This window comes from Arthrobacter koreensis (assembly GCF_035792275.1).
Lineage (GTDB): Bacteria > Actinomycetota > Actinomycetes > Actinomycetales > Micrococcaceae > Arthrobacter_B > Arthrobacter_B koreensis_A.
Window position 1 is genome coordinate 17,044 of sequence record NZ_JAMWKK010000002.1, and the last position, 20,940, is coordinate 37,983.

Annotated in this window: 17 protein-coding genes and 2 tRNA genes; 17 read left to right on the top strand and 2 right to left on the bottom strand. The window is 66.2% G+C overall.

Going from position 1 to position 20,940, the window contains the following annotated elements; genetic code table 11:
* Nucleotides 1-387 precede the first annotated feature (387 nt).
* From ileS to NGB94_RS02030, 5 genes are all read left to right on the top strand, one after another.
* On the top strand, nt 388-3,681 hold the full coding sequence (gene ileS / locus NGB94_RS02010) for an isoleucine--tRNA ligase (protein WP_325788718.1): 3,294 nt from the start codon (nt 388-390) through the stop codon (nt 3,679-3,681).
* Nucleotides 3,681-5,060: a folylpolyglutamate synthase/dihydrofolate synthase family protein gene (locus tag NGB94_RS02015; protein ID WP_325788719.1), complete on the top strand. Its 1,380-nt coding sequence runs from the start codon at nt 3,681-3,683 to the stop codon at nt 5,058-5,060. The genes ileS and NGB94_RS02015 overlap by 1 nt, the downstream gene beginning before the upstream one ends.
* 4 nt (nt 5,061-5,064) lie before the next feature.
* Nucleotides 5,065-5,523: a DUF4233 domain-containing protein gene (locus NGB94_RS02020; RefSeq protein ID WP_325788720.1), complete on the top strand. Its 459-nt coding sequence runs from the start codon at nt 5,065-5,067 to the stop codon at nt 5,521-5,523.
* 52 nt (nt 5,524-5,575) lie between these two features.
* Nucleotides 5,576-5,995, top strand: a complete 420-nt coding sequence (gene ndk / locus NGB94_RS02025) for a nucleoside-diphosphate kinase (RefSeq protein ID WP_325788721.1) — start codon at nt 5,576-5,578, stop codon at nt 5,993-5,995.
* A gap of 94 nt (nt 5,996-6,089) precedes the next feature.
* Nucleotides 6,090-6,731 carry a CG0192-related protein gene (locus tag NGB94_RS02030; RefSeq protein WP_325788723.1) on the top strand — a complete coding sequence of 214 codons (642 nt, stop codon included), beginning with the start codon at nt 6,090-6,092 and terminating at the stop codon, nt 6,729-6,731.
* Between the two features lie 22 nt (nt 6,732-6,753).
* Here the strand turns inward: NGB94_RS02030 and NGB94_RS02035 are convergent, their stop codons facing one another.
* A complete protein-coding gene (locus NGB94_RS02035) occupies nt 6,754-7,404 on the bottom strand; it encodes a vitamin K epoxide reductase family protein (protein ID WP_418910591.1) in 651 nt (216 codons plus the stop codon).
* A 422-nt stretch (nt 7,405-7,826) separates the two neighbouring features.
* Between NGB94_RS02035 and NGB94_RS02040 the strand changes: the two genes are divergently transcribed.
* From NGB94_RS02040 to NGB94_RS02095, 12 genes are all read left to right on the top strand, one after another.
* Nucleotides 7,827-11,234, top strand: coding sequence for an Rne/Rng family ribonuclease (locus NGB94_RS02040; protein ID WP_325788724.1), 3,408 nt, complete (start codon nt 7,827-7,829; stop codon nt 11,232-11,234).
* Nucleotides 11,235-11,565: 331 nt separating this feature from the next.
* A complete protein-coding gene (gene rplU / locus NGB94_RS02045) occupies nt 11,566-11,877 on the top strand; it encodes a 50S ribosomal protein L21 (protein WP_055240883.1) in 312 nt (103 codons plus the stop codon).
* Nucleotides 11,878-11,970: 93 nt separating this feature from the next.
* Nucleotides 11,971-12,228 carry a 50S ribosomal protein L27 gene (gene rpmA, locus NGB94_RS02050; RefSeq protein WP_055240884.1) on the top strand — a complete coding sequence of 86 codons (258 nt, stop codon included), beginning with the start codon at nt 11,971-11,973 and terminating at the stop codon, nt 12,226-12,228.
* Between the two features lie 105 nt (nt 12,229-12,333).
* Complete coding sequence (gene obgE / locus NGB94_RS02055) at nt 12,334-13,905, top strand: GTPase ObgE (protein WP_325788725.1); 1,572 nt, start codon at nt 12,334-12,336, stop codon at nt 13,903-13,905.
* A 52-nt stretch (nt 13,906-13,957) separates the two neighbouring features.
* Nucleotides 13,958-15,199, top strand: a complete 1,242-nt coding sequence (gene proB, locus NGB94_RS02060; protein WP_325788726.1) for a glutamate 5-kinase — start codon at nt 13,958-13,960, stop codon at nt 15,197-15,199.
* On the top strand, nt 15,196-16,515 hold the full coding sequence (locus NGB94_RS02065; RefSeq protein WP_325788727.1) for a glutamate-5-semialdehyde dehydrogenase: 1,320 nt from the start codon (nt 15,196-15,198) through the stop codon (nt 16,513-16,515). The genes proB and NGB94_RS02065 overlap by 4 nt, the downstream gene beginning before the upstream one ends.
* Before the next feature lie 106 nt (nt 16,516-16,621).
* Complete coding sequence (locus NGB94_RS02070) at nt 16,622-16,855, top strand: hypothetical protein (protein WP_091604235.1); 234 nt, start codon at nt 16,622-16,624, stop codon at nt 16,853-16,855.
* A gap of 31 nt (nt 16,856-16,886) precedes the next feature.
* Nucleotides 16,887-17,543 carry a nicotinate-nucleotide adenylyltransferase gene (gene nadD / locus NGB94_RS02075; RefSeq protein ID WP_325788729.1) on the top strand — a complete coding sequence of 219 codons (657 nt, stop codon included), beginning with the start codon at nt 16,887-16,889 and terminating at the stop codon, nt 17,541-17,543.
* Between the two features lie 25 nt (nt 17,544-17,568).
* Complete coding sequence (locus NGB94_RS02080) at nt 17,569-18,906, top strand: hypothetical protein (protein ID WP_325788731.1); 1,338 nt, start codon at nt 17,569-17,571, stop codon at nt 18,904-18,906.
* Between the two features lie 18 nt (nt 18,907-18,924).
* Entirely contained in the window at nt 18,925-19,311 is a 387-nt protein-coding gene (gene rsfS, locus NGB94_RS02085) for a ribosome silencing factor (protein WP_325788732.1), read from the top strand.
* A 181-nt stretch (nt 19,312-19,492) separates the two neighbouring features.
* A tRNA-Ala gene (locus NGB94_RS02090) sits at nt 19,493-19,565 on the top strand.
* Between the two features lie 70 nt (nt 19,566-19,635).
* Nucleotides 19,636-19,708, top strand: a tRNA-Ala gene (locus tag NGB94_RS02095).
* A gap of 66 nt (nt 19,709-19,774) precedes the next feature.
* Here NGB94_RS02095 and NGB94_RS02100 read toward each other — a convergent pair.
* Nucleotides 19,775-20,869, bottom strand: coding sequence for a saccharopine dehydrogenase family protein (locus NGB94_RS02100; RefSeq protein WP_325788734.1), 1,095 nt, complete (start codon nt 20,867-20,869; stop codon nt 19,775-19,777).
* Nucleotides 20,870-20,940: the final 71 nt, after the last annotated feature.

Below are 20,940 nucleotides of genomic sequence, written 5' to 3' on the forward strand. Positions count from 1 at the left end.
GCCCCGGAGCAGCCGCGGTGGCCGGAACGCCGGAAAGCTGAGGTAGATTCGGCTGATTTACCCTGATCAGCAGCGTCAGCCGGGCACCCGCCGGCCGGGGCTTCGACATCCGCCCCGGCCGTGGCCTAAACTGGCTCAAGCAGCTTTGACCCGGCCATCACCGGTGAGCTTCCGGAAGAACGGTGCACCAGCTAAGGGCGCCCAGTAGAACCGGACGGGTAAGCCCGTCACAGCAGTCAATGAGCGGCAGCCGTCGCGCACCCGGTCCAGGGCGTACGACGGCGGCAAGCGAGGTGGTACCGCGGCTTGACTCCGGCGTTCACGCCGGTCAGGGAAGTTCGCCCTTGCATCCTGTATTTACAGCCAGATTCACTTGCCGCTACCAGGATGACGAACATGCCACAGATCTACCCCAAGGCCTCCACGGGCGATTCCGCCGAAGCAGCAGCCTCCTCACCCAGGTTCCCCGAGATCGAAGAACGGGTCCTGAAGTACTGGGATGAGGACGGCACCTTCCAGGCCTCCATCGATTCGCGGCCCGCCGGGCAGGACGGCTCCAACGAGTTCGTCTTCTACGACGGCCCGCCCTTCGCCAACGGCCTGCCGCACTACGGCCACCTCCTCACCGGCTACGTCAAGGACCTGGTGGCCCGCTACCAGACCCAGCGCGGACACCGCGTTGAGCGCCGCTTCGGCTGGGACACCCACGGCCTGCCCGCCGAGCTCGAGGCCATGAAGCAGCTCGGCATGAGCGACAAGGTCCAGATCGAGAAGATGGGCATCGACAAGTTCAACGATGCCTGCCGCGCCTCGGTCATGAAGTACGCCGGTGAGTGGCAGGACTACGTCACCCGCCAGGCCCGCTGGGTGGACTTCGAAAACGACTACAAGACTCTGAACGTTGAGTACATGGAGTCGGTCATCTGGGCCTTCAAGACCCTGCATGAGAAGGGCCTGACCTACAGCGGCTTCCGGGTGCTCCCGTACTGCTGGAAGGACGAAACCCCGCTCTCCAACCACGAGCTGCGCATGGACGACGACGTCTACAAGATGCGCCAGGACCAGACGGTCACCGTGACTTTCCCGGTCATCGCCGGAGACAACGTGCTCTCCGCCGAACTTGAAGGCGTCAAGGCCGTCGCGTGGACCACCACGCCGTGGACCCTGCCCACCAACATGGCCCTCGCCGTCGGACCTGAGGTCCGCTACGCCGTCGTGCCCGCCGGCCCCAACGGGACCCTGCTGAATCCGGAAGCTGCCGGCGGAGACCGCTTCCTGCTCGCCGAGGACCTGGTCGCCTCCAACGCCAAGGACCTGGGCTACGACGACGCCGATGCCGCCCGCGCCGCCGTCACCTCCGTGCATTCGGGCAGGGAACTTGAAGGCCTGCGCTACGTTCCGCTCTGGGACTACTACGCCGACGCCGAGAAGTGGGGCACAGAAAACGCCTGGCGCTTCGTCGTGGCCGACTACGTCACCACCACCGACGGCACCGGCATTGTGCACCAGGCACCGGCCTACGGCGAAGATGACCAGAAGGTCTGCGAAGCCAACGGCATCCCGGTAATCCTGTCCGTGGACGAGGGCGGCAAGTTCCTGCCCATGTTCGGTGAGGGGCCGCTGTCCGAAATTGCCGGACTGCAGGTCTTCGACGCGAACAAGCCGATCACCCGCGAGCTGAAGGCAGAGGGACGGCTGCTGCGCCAGGCCAGCTACGAGCACTCCTACCCGCACTGCTGGCGCTGCCGGAACCCGCTGATCTACAAGGCTGTCTCCTCCTGGTTCGTGGAGGTCACCAAGATCAAGGACCGCATGATCGAGCTGAACCAGCAGATCAACTGGATCCCGGAAAACGTCAAGGACGGCCAGTTCGGCAAGTGGCTTGAAAACGCCCGCGACTGGTCCATCAGCCGCAACCGGTACTGGGGCAGCCCCATCCCGGTGTGGGTCTCGGACGATCCCAACTACCCGCGCACCGACGTCTACGGTTCCCTCGCGGAACTGGAAGCCGACTTCGGCCGCCTGCCGCTGAACAAGGAAGGCCAGCCGGACCTGCACCGTCCGTTCATCGATGAGCTGACCCGCCCCAACCCGGATGATCCCACCGGCAAGTCCACCATGCGCCGTGTGGAGGACGTGCTGGATGTCTGGTTCGATTCCGGCTCGATGCCCTACGCCCAGGTGCACTACCCGCATGAGAACGCCGATTGGTTTGAGCACCACAACCCGGGCGACTTCATCGTGGAGTACATCGGCCAGACCCGCGGCTGGTTCTACACGCTGCACATCCTGGCCACGGCACTCTTCGACCGGCCGGCGTTCCGCAACGTGATCAGCCACGGAATCGTCCTCGGCTCCGACGGGCAGAAGATGTCCAAGTCGCTGCAGAACTACCCGGACGTCTCCGAGGTCCTGGACCGCGACGGTTCCGACGCCATGCGCTGGTTCCTGATGGCCTCGCCGATCCTGCGCGGCGGCAACCTGATCGTCACCGAACAGGGCATCCGCGACGGCGTCCGGCAGGTCATCCTGCCGCTGTGGAACGTGTGGCACTTCTTCACGCTCTACACCAACGCCGCGAACAACGGTGCCGGCTACGAGGCCACCCTGCGCCACGAGTCCACCGAGCCGCTGGATACGTACATGCTGGCCGCTACCGGCGACCTCATCCGGAACATGACGACGGCGCTGGACACCTATGACGTCTCCGTCGCCTGCGAGATGCTGCGCGCCTACATGGACACGCTGACCAACTGGTACGTCCGCCGCAGCCGCACCCGGTTCTTCGACGAAGACACCCAGGCCTTCGATGTGCTCTACACCTGCCTCGAAGCGCTCTGCCGGGTCGCAGCCCCGCTGCTGCCCCTGGTTTCCGAGGAGATCTGGCGCGGTCTCACCGGCGGCCGGTCGGTGCACCTGACCGACTGGCCCGAAGCAGGCGCGTTCCCGCGCGATCCGGACCTGGTGGCCCGCATGGACCTGACCCGGAAGATCGCATCCGTGGGTTCCTCGCTGCGCAAGGCCGCCAACCTCCGGGTGCGGCTGCCGCTGTCCGAAATGACCGTCGTGGCACCGGATGCCGAGGCACTCGAAGGGCATTTCGCGGCGATCATCGCCGATGAGCTGAACCTGAAGTCCGTGCGCCTCGTGGACGCAGGCTCCGCCGACCCCGCCGAGTTCGGGATCACGCAGAAGCTCGTCGTCAACGCCCGGGCAGCCGGTCCGCGGCTGGGCAAGAACGTGCAGACTGCCATCAAGGCGTCCAAGTCGGGGGACTGGTCCGTGGCTGAAGACGGAACGGTCACCGCCGGCGGCCTGGCCCTGGAGTCGCACGAATACACCCTGGAGACCGTGGTTGAATCCGGCGAAGGAGAGTCCTCCAAGGCCGTGGCAGTCCTGCCCGGCGGCGGCTTCCTGGTCCTGAACACTGAGGTCACCCCGGAGCTGGCCGCAGAGGGCACCGCACGCGATGCCATCCGCGCCATCCAGCAGGCCCGCCGCGACGCCGATCTGCACATCAGTGACCGCATCCGCACCACGGTGGTTACCGCGTCGGAGAGCGCGGCAGCGCTGGAAGCCAACGCAGACCTGGTCAAGGCCGAAACCCTGACCGGGGAACTGGTGGTCGATGGCTCCGGGGACAAGAACGATTCATTCACCGTGACTGTGGAGAAAATCTGATGTCCACCCAAGACAGCCCCTCAGGCTCCATCGACGGCTTCTCAGTCGAAAGCGTGTACGCCGAACTGCTCAGCCGTGCCCCGGAAAACAAGATGGAACCGCGCATGGCTCCGCTGTTCCGGGCCATGGAAATCCTGGGCGAGCCCAATAAGGCGTTCCCGATCATCCACATCACCGGAACCAACGGCAAAACCTCGACGGCGCGGCTGATCGAGGGCGGCCTGCGCGCCTACGGGCTGCGCACCGGCCGCTACACCAGCCCGCACCTGAGCAAGGTGACCGAGCGGATCAGCATCGACGGCGAACCGGTCGCGGATGAGACCTTTGTCCGGATCTGGGACGAAATCCGCCCCTACCTGGCAATGGTCGACGCCGAACTGGACGCCGCGGGGGAGCCGCGCCTGACCTACTTCGAGTGCGTGACGATCCTGGCCTTCGCTGTCTTCGCGGATGAGCCGGTGGACGTTGCCGTGATCGAGGTCGGCCTGGGTGGAATTACCGATGCCACCAACGTGGGGGACGGAACGGTCTCCGTGGTGACTCCGATTTCCCTGGACCACACCGAGCTGCTGGGGGACGACGTCGCTGACATCGCCCTGGAGAAAGCCGGCATCATCAAGGAAAACGGGTTCCTTATCAGCGCAGCACAGCCGGTGGAAGCCGCGCAGGTGCTGCTGGAGAAGGCCAACGAGGCCGGGGTCCCGTACCGCTTCGAAGGCATCGAATTCGGCGTTGAATCCCGCACCATGGCGGTCGGCGGGCAGATGGTCACGGTAAACGGACTCGCCGGACGCTACGAGGACCTGCTGGTTCCGCTCCACGGTAAACACCAGGCGCAGAACGCGGCCGTCGCCGTCGCCGCTTTGGAAGCTTTCATTGGGGGAGGGGCCAAGGAACTGGACGCTGAACTGCTGCGCACCGGTTTCCAGACCGTCACCTCTCCCGGACGGCTGGAAGTGGTCCGCACGGCGCCGACCATCATCGTGGATGCCGCGCACAACCCCGCCGGTGCCAGGGCAAGCGCCCAGGCAGTGCTCGAATCCTTCAATCTCTCCTCCCTGGTGATCGTCGCCGGAATCCTGGCGGAGAAGGATGCTGTGGGCATCCTGTCCGAACTGCGGGAAGTGCTCGGCGACATTGTCACCGGCATCTGCCTCACCCAGTCCAGTTCGCCGCGCGCCATTCCGGCCGACGAACTGGTGCAGGACGCGGTGGACGCCGGCTTTGCGGACGAAGACATCCAGGTGGAGCCGGCCCTCGATGATGCGATCGAGTGGGCCGTCGCCAAGGCAGAGGAGAACAACGACCTCGCCGGCGGCGTCCTGGTCATCGGCTCCATCACCGTGGTCGCGGAAGCGCGCACCCTTCTCGGAAAGTAAGCACATGGCACGAATGACCAAGGCCCAGCGCGAGTGGCGCCCGGGCATGCCCAAGAAGCGCCGGTCCATCCGCGTGATGTTCGCGTCCACCGTCCTGAGCCTGGAGGCCTTCGTGGTCCTTTTCGGCACCCTGGCAGTCTTCGGACTGCAGCGGGACCGCGTCGCGCCGGTGGCCATCCTGGTAGGGGGGATCGTTCTCGCCGCTGCCCTGGTTGCGGCCTGCGCGTTCCTGTCCAAGCCTGCCGGCCCGTGGATCGGCTGGATCCTGCAGCTTGCGATCATTGCCACCGGTTTCCTGGAACCGATGATGTTCCTGGTGGGCGCGCTGTTCGCCGGAACCTGGTGGTACGGGCTGCGCGCCGGTGCCCGCCTGGACCGGGAAAACCGCCAGCGCGACCGGGAACAGGCAGAGTGGGAAGCCGCCAACCCGGCCGGTACCGATTCCGGCGAAACCAGCAGCTAGGCTTAGGAAAAGCCGAAACCGCACCACCCCAACCTCCAAGGAGAAACCAAGCGTGAGCACCGAGCGCACTCTCGTCCTGATCAAGCCCGACGGCGTCAAGCGGAACCTGACCGGCGCCATCCTGGCCCGCATCGAGGCCAAGGGTTACACCCTGGCCGAACTGAAGAAGATGGACGCAACCCGGGAACTGCTCGAAGAGCACTACGCAGAGCACGTCGGTAAGCCGTTCTACGAGCCGCTCGTCGAGTTCATGCTCAGCGGTCCGATTGTTGCGGCCGTCTTCGAAGGCCAGCGCGTCATCGAGGGCTTCCGTTCACTGGCCGGAGCCACCGAACCCACCACGGCGGCACCCGGAACCATCCGCGGCGACTTCGGCCGCGACTGGGGCACCAAGGTCCAGCAGAACCTGGTCCACGGATCCGATTCCGCTGAATCCGCCGAACGCGAGATCGGGATCTGGTTCGGCAACTAGCCGATCCGCTTCACCGCATGCAGGCAGGAGGCCGGCACCCGCCACGGGTGCCGGCCTCCTGTACATTCGGGGCGTGCTGGCTAGGCTGGGGGCCATGGCACTCATCCACAAGGCAGAGCTGAATCCGACAAAGATGGAACTGATCTCCAGCTGGCTTCCAGCGGCCCCCTGGTTCCCGCACAGCGGTGCCGCGGGAGTCCGCGCAGAACCGCTGGCAGCCTACCGTTTCGACGATCCCCAGGGTCAGGTGGGCATGGAAACGCATATCGTGCGCAGCGGGGAGAGCGCCCTGCAGGTTCCGCTGACCTACCGCCCCGAACCGCTGGAGGGCGGGGACGGTTACCTGGTGGGCACCATGGAACATTCGGTGCTGGGCCGGCGCTGGGTCTATGACGCCTGCGGCGACCCGGTGTACGTGAGTGCCTTCGCTGCAGCAGTGGTCGACGGCGTGGGCCAGGCGCCGCTGTACGTCGAGGAAGACGGTGTGCGGCGCGAGCTGCCGCAGTCAATGGAACTGGAAACCAGCGGCATGCCCGACGGTGAAGAGCTGGTGGAAGCACCCGAACGCGAACCGGCCGGCTGGACGGTCACCCGGATGCACCGCGACGGCTGGGAACTGTCCCTGGTCCGTGTGCTTGACCTGGGTGGCCGGGCTGCGCCGCCGCCGTCGCTGGTAGGCACCTGGGATGGGCAGCGTGAACCCGTCGTACTCGGCTGGGGCCTGCCCTTGGGCTAAGGAAGGTCCCGGCGGGAGCCGGCTAGCTGCCGAGGAACGCGTTCATGAACCGGAAAAAGATCGAGGCTGCGGTTGCGACCCACAGCAGCGCCGTAATGGCCCATGCCCATTCCGAGAGGAAGCGGACCATCCCGGCGGGCGCGGGAATGACTCCATGTGCCAGGTTGCGCACGGTGGTGAAGACGAACAGCGGGATCATGGCGGTCCACACGACGATGCAGTAGATGCACAGCACATAGATGTCGAACAGTGCCTGGCTCCACAGCCAGACCACGAATACCATGCCCAGCGTGACGCCGGCCTGTACCGCAGCCCAGTACCAGCGGCTGAACCGGGCCCCGGCGAGCATGGACATGGCTACGGTGATCATGACGGCAAACGCAACGATGCCGATCAGCGGATTTGGGAAACCGAAGAGTGAAGCCTGCCAGGTCTGGAAGACGGTTCCGCAGGAAACCCACGGGCTGATGTCGCAGCTCGTAATATAGCTGGAGTCGGCATAGACTTTCAGGCGCTCGATGACCAGGATGGCCGAGCCCAGCCAGCCGATGACCGAGGTGATGAGCACCAGCCAGGCGAACGGTTTCTGCTGAACGGAGCGGGCAAGTCCAGCTTCGCCTGTCCTCCCGCCCAGATCGGCTCCGCTGGTGCTGCTGGTGGAACTGGAAGGCACGTGCTGCTCCTTTTGCCGGGTATCGGTGGTCCGATTCTATGTGGTGCTAGAGACCTATTTGACCTCCGTGTGAGATAATGGCTTTGGCTGGTGTCGGATCCACATTCCGTCATCGGTCCAGCGACAGGCTTCCGGTGCTGTCGGCGACGCTTCCCAAGAAGGAATGCCCATCAATCCGGATGGGGCCGGGGAATCCGCCGAACAGCCCTACCACAGCCCAAACGCCTAGCCGTTCCGAGCAGGTAGCAGGAAAAGCGCCGCTGGTCTTGCGAGTGATGCCGCGCCCTCACGATGGTGCGACCTCGGAAGACATTTAGACGACTTCCGGCTGGCGCAGGCTCCGATGCCCCCGCACAGCCGATACATTGCCCTCCGGGCATTGGAATGTGGCCAGTGCCGCGGGGGCCGGAGCATAGCTGTATATGAATATTGATCGCACGACAGAAGAAGCAGTCGATCCCGCCGCAGGGGTCTCCGCACCCGCTGAAGTAGAGGCCGAAGCCGCACCGGCAACGAAAGCGCCGGCTAAGCGCGCACCGCGTGCCCGCCGCAAGCCTGCAGCGGCAGTCGGGGCGGAAGAAACACAGGAACCGGCCCTGATCCAGACCGGAACGGAAACCGAATCCGCCGAAGCAGCGGCAGAGCCCGCGGCAAAACCGAAGCGGACACGAGCACCCCGGCGCAAGCCAGCCGCCGGCGCTGAAGAACCCCCGGCCGCAGCAGAAGCCCCTGTTGCCGCCGGGAGCGCTGTTGCCGCTGACAGTGCAGCTGCCGCCGGGAGCGCCGAAGCAGAGCTCCCCGCAGTTGAAGAGCCGGCTGAAGCACCCGCCAAGACGGTACGACGCCGCCGCGCACCGGCGAAGAAGGCTGCAGCCGAATCCGCCCCTGCAGAGGGTGCGGGAACAGACACCGCCGCTGCTGCCGCCCAGGACGCAGGTGCCCCGGCTGAAGCTGCAGGCAGCGAAGAAGCTGCCGAGCCCGCCCCGGCCAGGACACGTACCCGGCGCCGCGCCACCTCCAAAGCCGGTTCCGCCGCAGCCGCGCCGGCCGCAGACGAGGCCGCGGTGAACCCTGAAGTTCCCGCCGCAGCTGCCGGCCCCGACACCGCAGCCGCCGCATCCGATGACGTTGCCGCTGAGATACAGGGAGAACCCGCGGAGGCCAAGCCGGAGCAGTCCTCGGTCCTTGACCCCTTCGCCATTCCTGAATCGCCCACGTCGGTGCTCTTCCATGCACCGGATCTCACCGCGGTGCAGGCGCTTGCGGCTGCGGCCGCCGCCGCTGAAGGCGATGATGACGACGATTCCGAGGACGAAGGCCGCGATTCGAACCGGTCCCGCCGCAGCCGCCGCCGGAGCCGCGGACGGTCCCGCACCGAAGGTGAGGCAGCCGCGGACGGTGAGAGCGCCGAGCCTGCCGACGCAGCGGAAGAAAACGAAGAGGGCGTAACCTCCCGCCGACGCCGCCGCCGTCGCCGCGGTGACGCCGACCTTGAGCTCACCGGCGGATCAGACGACGATCCGCCCAACACCGTCACCCGTGTCCGTGCCCCCCGGGCGCACGCGGATGCCCCGGTGAGCGACCGTGTGACCTCCGTCAAGGGTTCCACCCGTCTTGAGGCCAAGAAGCAGCGCCGCCGCGAATCCCGCGAGTCCGGACGCCGCCGCCACGTCATCACCGAGGCCGAGTTCCTGGCCCGCCGCGAGTCGGTGGACCGGCAGATGATCGTGCGCCAGCGTGATGACAGGATCCAGATCGGCGTCCTTGAGGACGGCGTCCTGGCCGAGCACTTTGTTTCCAACACCCAGCAGGATTCCCTGATCGGCAACGTTTACGTCGGCAAGGTCCAGAACGTGCTGCCGAGCATGGAAGCTGCCTTCGTGGATATTGGCCGCGGACGCAACGCCGTGCTCTACGCCGGTGAAGTCAACTGGGATGCCGCAGGCCTGGACGGCCAGCCGCGCCGTATCGAACTCGCCCTGAAGTCCGGGGATTCAGTCCTCGTCCAGGTCACCAAGGATCCGGTGGGACACAAGGGTGCCCGGCTGACCAGCCAGATCTCGCTGCCCGGCCGCTACCTGGTGTACGTCCCGGGCGGATCGATGACCGGTATCTCGCGCAAGCTTCCGGACGTGGAGCGCAATCGGCTCAAGAAGATCCTCAAGGACCACCTTCCGCAGAACGCCGGCGTCATTGTGCGCACCGCGGCTGAAGGCGCTTCCGAGGAAGAGCTGATGAATGACATCAACCGCCTCCGTGCGCAGTGGGAGAACATCGAGGCGAAAGCCAAGTCCACCAAGACCCTCCCTCCGGAACTGCTCTACGGAGAACCGGACCTGACCATCAAGGTGGTCCGCGACGTCTTCAACGAAGACTTCTCCAAGCTCATCGTTTCCGGTGAGGAAGCCTGGGACACCATCGAGGCCTATGTAACCTACGTGGCCCCGGACCTGGTTGGCCGGCTTGAGAAGTGGACCAAGGACGAGGACATCTTTGCGGCCAGCCGCATCGACGAACAGATCGCCAAGGCACTGGACCGCAAGGTGTTCCTGCCCTCCGGCGGTTCGCTGGTCATCGACCGCACCGAAGCAATGACCGTGGTGGACGTCAACACCGGCAAGTTCACCGGCAGCGGCGGCAACCTCGAAGAGACTGTCACGAAGAACAACCTGGAAGCGGCTGAGGAAGTAGTCCGCCAGCTGCGCCTGCGGGACATCGGCGGCATCATCGTCATCGACTTCATCGACATGGTGCTTGAAGCCAACCGTGACCTGGTGCTGCGCCGCCTGGTCGAGTGCCTCGGCCGGGACCGCACCAAGCACCAGGTCGCCGAGGTTACCTCGCTGGGCCTGGTCCAGATGACCCGCAAGCGCATGGGTACCGGACTGCTGGAAGTCTTCGGCGAAGAGTGCGAGCACTGCGCAGGCCGCGGCGTGATCACCCACGACATTCCCGTGGAGCACCGCCGCAGCACCAGCCACGCAGTCTCGGACGACAACCACTCCCAGCACCTGAAGCAGGAGAAGGCTTCCCGCGGAGAGCGCAAGCGCCGCAGCCGCGGAGGCCAGAACCAAAACCAGAACCAGAACCAGGGCCAGAACCAGCAGCAGCCTGCCGTGCCGGTGGAGCAGCCCAAGGCTGAGGAGCCGCAGGCAGACGATGCTGAGCGCGCCGCCAAGGCGGAGGCAGCACGGGCAGCCCTCGCGACCATTGCTGCCGCCACCGCCGCAGCGCACGACGCCGGCACCTCCGAGCACGGAAGCAAGGACACCTCCCCGGAGTCCGTGCCCGGCACGGAGGCAGGCAGCAGCGTTCCTGCGGAGGAGAAGCCGCTCATCAGGGAACCGCAGGATGACGTGCCGGCCGAAGCCGGCGCCGTGCTGCGCATCCAGGGGGAGACGGTTGTGGTTCCGCGCCGCGAACGCCGCCGCCCTGTCCGCCATGACGTGCAGCTGACGCTTGAGAGCCTGACCGAGGCCTTTAACGAAGTCTCCCCGGTTTCCCGCGAGCCGCAGGCCCGGAAGGCCGAGCCGGCAGCCGGTGACTCCGGCACGCAGGCAGGCGGCAACGGAAGGGACTCGGGCGGGGAAACCCGGCAGGAGACCGGAGCCGGCACCGCAGAACCTGCCCGCCGGCCGCGCCGCCGCCGTGCAGCCCGCAGCCCGCAGGGCTCAGCAGATGCACAGATCATCAAGGCAGGCCCGGAGGACACCTCCGGTGCCCGGGGCAGCAGCACCACCGCAGTGGCCGCTGCACCCGCTGCCGCCCCGCGGACTGAGTCTGCGGCGCCGGTGATCCTCGGCGTCGGCGTTCCGGCATCGGACCTCTAGCAGTTTCATAAGCAGTTCAGCTCCCGGCCGCTGCGGCCGGGAGCTGAACTGCTTAACGGTCTTGTCAGCAGTCCCGGTCCGGGCCGGTCCGGGAGTGCTATAGAATGGTAATAAGCGCAGTGACGTCCCCAGTACGGCCGGAGGATGGCACGCTGGACCTGCCGTGCATTTGCGGCATATGGGTCCCTTAGCGTAGCCTTGAACTTCGGTGCGAACGCCTTCTAAGCCGTTATTCGGTACAGGGCGTGACTGCATGGCGCAAGCCGGACACATTGAAGGTCCGGGGAAGTGCGCATCCAAGTATTAAACGTCGAGAGAAGTGAGTTCCCAAGTGGTGTACGCGATTGTCCGCGCTGGCGGCCGCCAAGAAAAGGTTTCCGTCGGAGACCTCGTAACCCTGGACCGCGTCCCCGGTGGAGCCGGTAGCACCTTTGAGCTGCCTGCCCTGCTTTTGGTTGATGGCGACAAGGTCACCTCTGCCGCCAAGGACCTGGCCAAGGTTACGGTTACGGCAGAAGTTATCGAAAACTTCCGGGGTCCGAAGATTGTCATCCAGAAGTTCAAGAACAAGACCGGTTACAAGAAGCGTCAGGGCTACCGCTCCTCGCTGACCAAGGTCAAGGTCACCTCCATCAACTCCTGATTCCTAACGTCCGGAACCGCTTGGTTCCAGACCGCGGGAGTTGTGCCCGCACCTAGGCATCAAAGTCAGTCATAGCAAAGGCAGGATTAGAAAATGGCACATAAGAAAGGTGCGAGCTCTACTCGCAACGGCCGCGACTCCAACGCTCAGTTCCTGGGCGTGAAGCGCTTCGGCGGCCAGGTCGTCAAGGCCGGCGAGATCATCGTTCGCCAGCGCGGCACCCACTTCCACCCCGGCGCAGGCGTTGGCCGCGGTGGAGACGACACGCTGTTCGCCCTGGAGGCAGGCGCTGTCGAGTTCGGCAGCCGTCGTGGCCGCCGCGTCGTGAACATCGTCGCAGCCGCCGAGTAATTTCGGCACACAGCTTTTCCGGTGGGGCGGGCCAGATGGCCCGCCCCACTTCTTTTTTAAGCCGAGTAGACTTGGCTTGATCCAAAATTTTCAACAAGGAGAACCATGGCCAGCTTTGTAGACCGTGTTGTACTGCATGTTTCAGGCGGTGCCGGCGGCCATGGTTGCGTGTCCGTAAAGCGTGAGAAGTTCAAGCCCCTGGGCGGACCCGACGGCGGCAACGGCGGCGACGGCGGCGACGTCATCCTCCGCGTCGACGGCCAGACCACCACGCTGCTGGATTACCACCACGCGCCGCACCGCCACGCCGGCAACGGCGGACCCGGTATGGGCGACTGGCGCGCCGGCAAGACGGGGGAGACCCTCGTGCTCTCGGTTCCGGAAGGAACCGTCGTCAAGTCGAAGGACGGCAAGGTCCTGGCCGACCTGGTCGGCATGGGCGCAGAGTTCGTCGCCGCAGCCGGCGGACAGGGCGGCCTGGGCAATTCCTCGCTGTCCTCACAGAAGCGCAAGGCCCCCGGCTTCGCGCTGCTGGGCACCCCGGGCGAGGAGCGGGACATTGTCCTGGAACTCAAGTCGATCGCCGACATCGCACTGGTCGGCTTCCCGTCGGCAGGCAAGTCCTCCCTGATCGCTGCGATGTCAGCTGCGCGGCCCAAGATCGCCGATTACCCCTTCACCACCCTGATTCCGAACCTGGGCGTAGTCCAGGCAGGAGACGTCCGTTTCACTGTTGCGGACGTGCCCGGACTGATCGAAGGCGCCTCGGAGGGCAAGGGCCTTGGACACCACTTCCTGCGCCACGTCGAGCGCTGCGCCGCGCTGGTCCATGTGCTGGACTGCGCCGCCCTTGAAGCAGACCGTGATCCGCTCAGCGACCTTGACGTCATCGAGGCCGAACTTGAGAAGTACGAAGTAGACATGAGCTACGCAGGGGCCGACGGCGACGTCGTTCCGCTGAACCAGCGTCCGCGCCTTGTGGCGCTGAACAAGGTGGATGTTCCCGACGGACGTGACATGGCCGAGTTTGTCCGGCCGGAACTCGAAAAGCGCGGCTACCGCGTCTTCGAAGTCTCCGCTGCCAGCCATGAAGGCCTGCGCGAACTGGGCTTCGCCATGGCGGCAATCGTCGCCGGGGCCCGCAAGGCCGTTGAGACAGCTCCGCCGCGCGTCGCCGCGCCCGTGGTTCGGCCGCGCTCCGTCAACGCGAAGGGTGGATTTACCATCCGCCGCGAAGAACGGAACCTCGAACCGCTGTTCCGCGTCCTGGGCGACAAGCCGGTTCGCTGGGTCCAGCAGACCGACTTCACCAACGACGAAGCAGTGGGCTACCTGGCCGACCGCCTGGCCAAGCTGGGCGTCGAAGACCAGCTCTTCAAGGCAGGTGCCAAGCCCGGCGATGCCGTGGTCATTGGCGAGGGCGACGGCGTCGTCTTCGACTGGGAGCCGACCATGATCGGCGGTGCGGAACTGCTTGCTGCGTCCCCGCGCGGCTCGGACATCCGCATCGAAGAGTTCTCCCGCCCCACGCGCAGCGAGAAGCGCGAGGACCACCAGCAGCGCAAGGACGCCCGCGCGGCAGCCCGCGCCGAGCTGGAAGCCGAGCGCAAGGCCGGAATCTGGACTGAGTCGGTGAACTACAAGCACACCCGTCCGACCTCGGGCGATGACGACTAGCCGCTTCACAGACGCGGGCCCCGGGCGGGCTTGGGCATAGGCTGGTTCGGTCATGAGTAAAGAAAACGCTGAAGCACAGACCACCACCGCACCCAAGCGCCCGCTGAAGTCCCGGGCAGGCCTTGCCCGGGCGCGCCGCGTAGTAGTCAAAGTAGGGTCCTCCTCCCTGACCTCGGTCGCCGGCGGCATCTCCGACGAGGCGCTGACCTCGCTGGCTGATGTCCTGGCAGCACGGCGCCGGCAGGGGACTGAGATCATCCTGGTGTCCTCCGGCGCGATCTCCGCAGGCCTGGCGCCGCTGGGGCTCTCAAAGCGCCCCTCGCAGCTTTCCACCCAGCAGGCCGCTGCGAGCGTTGGCCAGGGCCTGCTGATGGCGCGCTATACGGAAGCCTTCGGCCGGCACGGTGTCACGGTGAGCCAGGTGCTCCTCACCATTGAGGACCTGATGCGGCGCACCCACCATGCCAACGCCCACCGTGCTCTGGAGCGGCTCCTGAACTTCGGCGTCGTGCCCATTGTCAACGAAAACGACACCGTGGCCAGCCACGAGATCCGTTTTGGCGACAACGACCGCCTCGCCGCGCTGGTGGCCCACCTGGTAAAAGCCGATGCCCTGATCCTGCTCTCCGACGTAGATTCGCTCTACGACGGACCGCCCTCTGCGGGCGCACGCCGCATTCCCGAGGTCACCGGTATGAAGGACCTGGAAGACGTCCGGATCGGGAAGGTCGGCAAAGCCGGCGTAGGAACCGGAGGGATGGTCACCAAGGTTGAGGCAGCCACCATCGCGGCCCAGTCCGGCATTCCCGCCCTGGTCACTTCCACTGAAAACGCCGCGGCAGCGCTGGCCGGGGAGGACGTGGGCACCTGGTTCACCACGCGCGGAGTGCGCCAGCCCATCCGCCTGCTCTGGCTGGCACACCTGGCCCGCATCCAGGGCACGCTTGTGCTGGACGACGGCGCTGCACGCGCGGTGGGGGAGCGGCGCCGGTCGCTGCTGCCCGCCGGAATCGTGGCCGTTGAAGGTCACTTTGAGCCCGGGGACCCGGTGGCCTTGGCTGATACCTCCGGCCGGGTGCTGGCCCACGGCCTGACCAACTATGCCTCTGACGAGCTGCCCCGGATGCTGGGCCGTTCCACCCGGGAACTGGCCAAGGAACTGGGCCGCGGCTACGAACGCTCCGTGGTGCACGTCAATGACCTGGTGATCCTCCAGCCGCACGGATCGTCGGCCGTTCAGGCAGCGTCACGTACCCTCCAGGGCGACGGCGCCGCCGCTACACTGGGAGCATGACCGTCCAAGACACCCCTTCCGTGAACCGCAACGACGCTGAAACCGCGCCCTCGCCGGAGCAAGTCGAAGCCGGCGTCCACCGCATCGCGGACCGGGCCCGCGCCGCCTCCCGGCGCATGGCACGCGCCAACCGTGCCTGGAAGGACCTGGCCCTGGAGCAGATCGCCCAGGATGTGGTGGCGCGCCGGGATGCCGTCCTGGCTGCCAACGCGGAAGACGTTGAGCGCGGCCGGAAGAACGGAACGTCCGAGGCCCTCCTCGACCGGCTGACCCTGACCCCCGCGCGGATCGATGCGCTGGCTTCGGCCCTGCGGAACCTCGCCGGGCTGCCTGATCCCGTTGGTTCCGTTGCCCGCGGCCAGACCCTGCCCAACGGGCTCCGGATGCGGCAGGTGCACGTGCCGCTCGGCGTCGTCGGAGCAATCTACGAGGCCCGTCCCAACGTGACCCTGGACATTGCCGGCCTCGCGCTGAAGAGCGGCAACGCCGTCATCCTGCGCGGCGGCAGCGCGGCAGCAGCCACGAACCACGTCCTGGTCAACCTGATCCGCGACGCTTTGGACACCGTGGGGCTGCCCTCCGATGCTGTCCAGACAATCGACCAGTACGGCCGTCCCGGAGCGAACTTCCTGATGAAGGCCCGCGGCCGGGTGGATGTGCTCATTCCGCGCGGCGGCCGGGACCTGATCCAGAACGTCGTTACCAATGCTGCGGTCCCTGTCATCGAAACCGGGGAAGGCAACGTCCACATCTACCTGGATGAGTCGGCGCCCGAGGAGATGGCGGTCGACATCCTCCTCAACGCCAAGACGCAGCGGCCCAGCGTCTGCAACACCGTTGAAACGCTGCTGGTCCACAGCAGTTCCGGTGCTGCCCGCGAAGTCCTGGCGGTCCTGGCCGACGCCGGAGTCCGCCTCCACGCCGACGAGCGGATCCGGGGAATCCTCCCGGAGGGCACCCCTGTGCATGACGCCACAGAAGACGACTGGGGCCGGGAATACATGGACCTGGATCTGGCGGTGGCCATGGTGGACACCATGGACGAGGCGCTGGAGCACATCCGCACCTACTCGACTGGCCACACCGAGGCCATCATCACCAACAACCTGGCAAATGCCGAGCGCTTCATCGCGGAGATCGACTCCGCGGCAGTGATCGTCAACGCCTCCACCCGCTTCACCGACGGCGGTGAGCTGGGACTTGGCGCCGAGGTGGGCATCTCCACACAGAAGATGCACGCGCGCGGACCCATGGGACTCAAGGAACTGACCACCACCAAATGGATCATCCAGGGAGACGGCCAGGTACGCGCCTAGAGCCGGGCGCACGGGCGCAGACTGCGGTGTTCGCGCCGCGTACGCGTACCATTGATCTAGAAACGATGCTCCGCCGGGCTGCCCGGCGGTTGATTTAGGGAGATTCATGCTGATCCAGCTTTCAAGTGCTGCGCTGATGGCGGCCGAAGTTGCCGAAGAACATGCAGAAACGTCGCCGTTCGTCTACGGCGGGGTTATCTTCGCTATCTTCATGGTGCTGATGTTCGCGACCATGGCCTTCACCAGCCTGGGTCACCGCCACGAGGCAGTGCCGGAGCACGTTGATCCCCAGCGCCAGTTCCCGAACAAGCACGACCACGGCCAGGGCATCCCCGAATAGGCCGCCCCTGTAGGTGGAACCGGCTGGGACCATGGATAGCACAGAGCAGGACGCGGCGCAGAGCCCGCGTCCCTACCGGCTGGGTGTGATGGGCGGGACGTTTGATCCCATCCACCACGGCCACCTAGTGGCCGCAAGCGAAGTGGCCTCTGTCTTCGACCTCGATGAGGTTGTCTTCGTGCCCACCGGGGAACCGTGGCACAAATCGGCGCAGGAAGTCACGCCTGCAGAACACCGGTACCTGATGACGGTGATTGCCACCGCCTCGAATCCGCGCTTCAAGGTGAGCCGCGTGGACATTGACCGTCCGGGACCCACCTACACCATTGATACGCTGAGGGATCTGCGCCGTGCGCGTCCGGACGCCGAGTTGTTCTTCATCACCGGCGCTGACGCGATGGCGCAGATCCTCTCATGGAAAGACGTCCAGGAACTGTGGTCCCTGGCTCACTTCGTGGGCGTCACAAGGCCCGGGCACGAACTGCAGAACATGGGCCGCGATGATGTCAGTCTCCTGGAGGTCCCGGCTATGGCCATCTCCTCCACTGACTGCCGGGCACGCGTGGCGGCATCGGAGCCGGTTTGGTACCTGGTGCCGGACGGCGTAGTGCAGTACATCGCCAAGCACAACCTGTACACCCCCGCTCAGCAGCAGACGAGGCCCGCCACCACTGAGCCCGTAGCCTGAGCGATCAACACCTGATGGGTAGGAAATGACGAACGGTCCAGAGTCCGCAGACGCACCCCGACGCAGCCGCCGTGCGGCAGGCTCAGGGACTGCTGCCGGAGCGCAGGAGCGGGAGTCCCAGCAGAGGGCCAGGGACCGTGAGGCCCTGCGAGCCTACAAGGCGCTGACAGACGGCCAGCCCCGGCCCGAACCGGCCGATGCCAACCCGCCGACCCGCCGGCAGCTCCGCCTTGCCCAGCAGGCTGCAGCCCAGCAGGCCGCGGCCCAGCAGGCTCCCCAGACAGATGCCGGTACTACGCCAGCCGGGCAGGCGAAGCGCGCAGCGCGGGCAGATGCCGGTACCGCGCCGGCCGGGCAGGCGAAGCGCGCAGCCCAGGGCCCTGTCGACTCCGCTCCGGCGCAGCGGTCCGCCGCGCCCGACGGTACCGCATCCGCATCGCAGCCCGGCACCCGGCGGGAACGCAGGCGGGCCGCCGCGGAAGCAGCTCCCTCCGGGTCCGGCGGCCCGGCCCAGGCGGCGCCTGCTCCCGAAGCCCCCGTCGTTAAACCGCTGACTCCGGCTCCGCAGAGGGCTCCCGAGGTCCACGGCCGTCCGGAAACGCAGAAAGCCGCGGCCGAGGAGAAGCAAACCCGGTCCGAGCCGAACGCGGACATCGAGAACATGAGCGTGGAGCAGGCACTTGCGGCGCGGGAAGCACTGAAGCACCAGGCCCGCAACCAGGTTGCCGCGATGGAAGCGCTCCAGCAGTCGGATCCCCATGCAGTGGATCTCGAACTGCTTGCACAGCAGCGGGCGCTGGCTGAGCGTGCCGCAGTGCTCAACCGCAGGACGCAGAATATCCAGCGGCTGGCGCAGGAAAACGAGCAGCGCCGCTCGGCACCGTCGGACCCCACCACGGCCCACAACCTCGCCATGGTGACCCCGCTTGAATTCGTGGAGGTCCCCGGGCTGGACCGCCCGGTGATGAAACCGCCGCCCACATCCCATGTGCCGGTAGTGACATCGCCGAACCCCGCCGCCCGCAGGCAGCCGGCCACCGGATGGGTTCCGGCGGCACGCCGTTCAGGACCCGAGGGCCGCCCGCCGCTGCCGGCTGAGTCCTCCCCGGCAGCGCGCGCCGAAGTGCGCCATTCCAAGATTCTGGCCCGCGCCGACGCCCTGGTGAACGCACCGCTGGAAGCTGACCAGGGTGCCAAGCCCGTAGGCGCCCGGAGTGCCTTTGGCCTGGATCCCCTGGATGTTATGACCGCAGGCCTCGGCCGCACCCGGAGGATACGGTTTGTATCCCTGGGAATCGTGGGCGTGGGCCTCATTGCCCTCACCCTCGGACTATTAATGATCGTCGGCGGCTTTGGCAGCTGATACCAAACAAGGAGACACGTGAGCGCCACCGAATCATCCATGAACATTGCCCGGACCGCAGCCAAAGCGGCATCGGACAAGCTGGCAGATGACATCGTTGCCATCGATGTGAGCGAACGCCTGGCCATCACGGACATCTTCCTCATCGCGTCCGCCTCCAACGAACGCCAGGTCAACGCCATCGTTGACGGCATCGAAGAGGAACTCGCCAAGGAAGGCCTGAAGCCGGTCCGCCGCGAGGGGCGCAGTGAGGGCCGCTGGGTCCTGCTCGACTACGCCACGGTGGTGGTACATGTCCAGCACGAAGAAGACCGGGTGTTCTACGCCCTCGAACGGCTTTGGAAGGACTGCCCTTCCGTGGACCTGCAGCTGCCTGATGCCGAATCGGCATCCGGGCAGGAATAGCCTTCCGGGTGCGGGGCGGGACCGTCCGTACTGCTCCGCACCGGCTGAATTCCACCGATGTAGTTTGATTTTGCACTGTGGCGCATCTGTACTAAAGTAGAGGAGTTGCTTCGGCCCGGAGGGAAAAATCCGGACTGAGGGAAACATCCGATTCAGTGCCTGTACTTGCTGCGGGCAATTCGGGGCTGTGGCGCAGCTGGTAGCGCACCTGCATGGCATGCAGGGGGTCAGGGGTTCGAGTCCCCTCAGCTCCACCGATAGGTCACCGGGCAGCCGGTACCTAGGGCTGGTTGTTCATCATCCGGCGGAACATAAAACTGAATTGGGGCTGTGGCGCAGCTGGTAGCGCACCTGCATGGCATGCAGGGGGTCAGGGGTTCGAGTCCCCTCAGCTCCACCCTTTACACCCCGGTCTGCGGACCGGGGTGTTTTTAGTTAACTCGGCACCCAGCACCCGGCGAGCCTAGACAACCCGCAGCCCGGCGCGCGCACACAGTGCGGTCAGCCCGTCGAGGCCAAATGCTCCCACCGGCCCCTGCACTCCTGCGCTAACGGCGTCTCCACGCCTCAGGGCCACTGCGGCTTCGGCGAGCAGCTCTCCGGTCAGAGTGTAGACGTTTGGGCCCTGCACATGGACTTCGACAACGGTGTAGCCGTGCCTGTCCGATAGGTTCGCCACCGCGTAGCTGCCGGACCGGGAACGAACCTGTTCATTGGGGCCGCTGCCGGGCGCCGCAACCAGCGACACCGCTTTGGCCATGGCGTTCCGGCCGCCGGGCAGGCGGCTCAGGCCGGCCGCGGCCCAGCTCACCGCTCCTGCTGCGCGGCTGAACCGGGGGAACCACCCGTTATAAACCTCGACGACGGACAACCCCGGGTAGGTTTCGGGGAGGAAGAGCACCTCGGTGCCCATCGCGAGCAAAGCCCGGCGGGCATGGTTCCGGACCCTGAACGCGTACGTGGTGCTGCCCAGCAGGCGGCTATGCAGTGAACCGGCGCGGTAGACGCTGATGCGCCGGCCGAAAGCGTCCGCGAGTGTTGCCAGCGTTCCTCCGCTGATTCCCTGCCGGAGGGAGCCTAGGGCAAAGTACCCAATGCGCAGGTACCCGCCGGGTGTTCCGGCCCCCTGTGCCGCCAGGGCTCCGGCCAGGGTTCCCGGCACATAGTCGTAGCCGAAAGCGGGAACCATGGTCGCTCCGCTGCCCTCGGCGCGGGCGCTGAACTCCTGCTGCACGCGGTGGACAAAGTCGACTTCTCCGGTTGAATCCAGGTAGTGGGCGCCGGCATCGGCTGCGGCTGCGGCAGCCGCGTAGCCGTGCCTGTTAAAGGGCCCGACGGTGGAGACCAGCACGTCGCCCGGCTGCACCAGGGCACGCACCGTGGAGGGATCGGAGACATCGGCTCTGAGGTACTGGAGTCCGTGCGGATTCGCCAGGGACTTCAGTGAGTCCTCGCTGCGGCCGGCGAGCACGGGACGTTCGCCCCGGCCCAGGAGTGAACTGACCACCAGCCGGCCGGTGTAGCCGGTAGCTCCGAAAACCACGATCTTGGATGTCATGCCGTCCTCCGGGCTGCAGTCGGTGCCTGCTCCGGAGCTGCCTCCGGAGAGTACAGCGCAGTCTAGCCGCA

Bases quoted from the DNA above. Each gene is read 5' to 3' on its own strand.
- nadD (WP_325788729.1), top strand. From the start codon at position 16,887: ATGGATAGCACAGAGCAGGACGCGGCGCAGAGCCCGCGTCCCTACCGG.
- NGB94_RS02100 (WP_325788734.1), bottom strand. From the start codon at position 20,869: ATGACATCCAAGATCGTGGTTTTCGGAGCTACCGGCTACACCGGCCGG.
- NGB94_RS02015 (WP_325788719.1), top strand. From the start codon at position 3,681: ATGTCCACCCAAGACAGCCCCTCAGGCTCCATCGACGGCTTCTCAGTC.
- NGB94_RS02070 (WP_091604235.1), top strand. From the start codon at position 16,622: ATGCTGATCCAGCTTTCAAGTGCTGCGCTGATGGCGGCCGAAGTTGCC.
- NGB94_RS02040 (WP_325788724.1), top strand. From the start codon at position 7,827: ATGAATATTGATCGCACGACAGAAGAAGCAGTCGATCCCGCCGCAGGG.
- ileS (WP_325788718.1), top strand. From the start codon at position 388: ATGACGAACATGCCACAGATCTACCCCAAGGCCTCCACGGGCGATTCC.
- NGB94_RS02020 (WP_325788720.1), top strand. From the start codon at position 5,065: ATGGCACGAATGACCAAGGCCCAGCGCGAGTGGCGCCCGGGCATGCCC.
- rpmA (WP_055240884.1), top strand. From the start codon at position 11,971: ATGGCACATAAGAAAGGTGCGAGCTCTACTCGCAACGGCCGCGACTCC.
- obgE (WP_325788725.1), top strand. From the start codon at position 12,334: ATGGCCAGCTTTGTAGACCGTGTTGTACTGCATGTTTCAGGCGGTGCC.
- proB (WP_325788726.1), top strand. From the start codon at position 13,958: ATGAGTAAAGAAAACGCTGAAGCACAGACCACCACCGCACCCAAGCGC.
- NGB94_RS02080 (WP_325788731.1), top strand. From the start codon at position 17,569: ATGACGAACGGTCCAGAGTCCGCAGACGCACCCCGACGCAGCCGCCGT.
- NGB94_RS02030 (WP_325788723.1), top strand. From the start codon at position 6,090: ATGGCACTCATCCACAAGGCAGAGCTGAATCCGACAAAGATGGAACTG.
- NGB94_RS02065 (WP_325788727.1), top strand. From the start codon at position 15,196: ATGACCGTCCAAGACACCCCTTCCGTGAACCGCAACGACGCTGAAACC.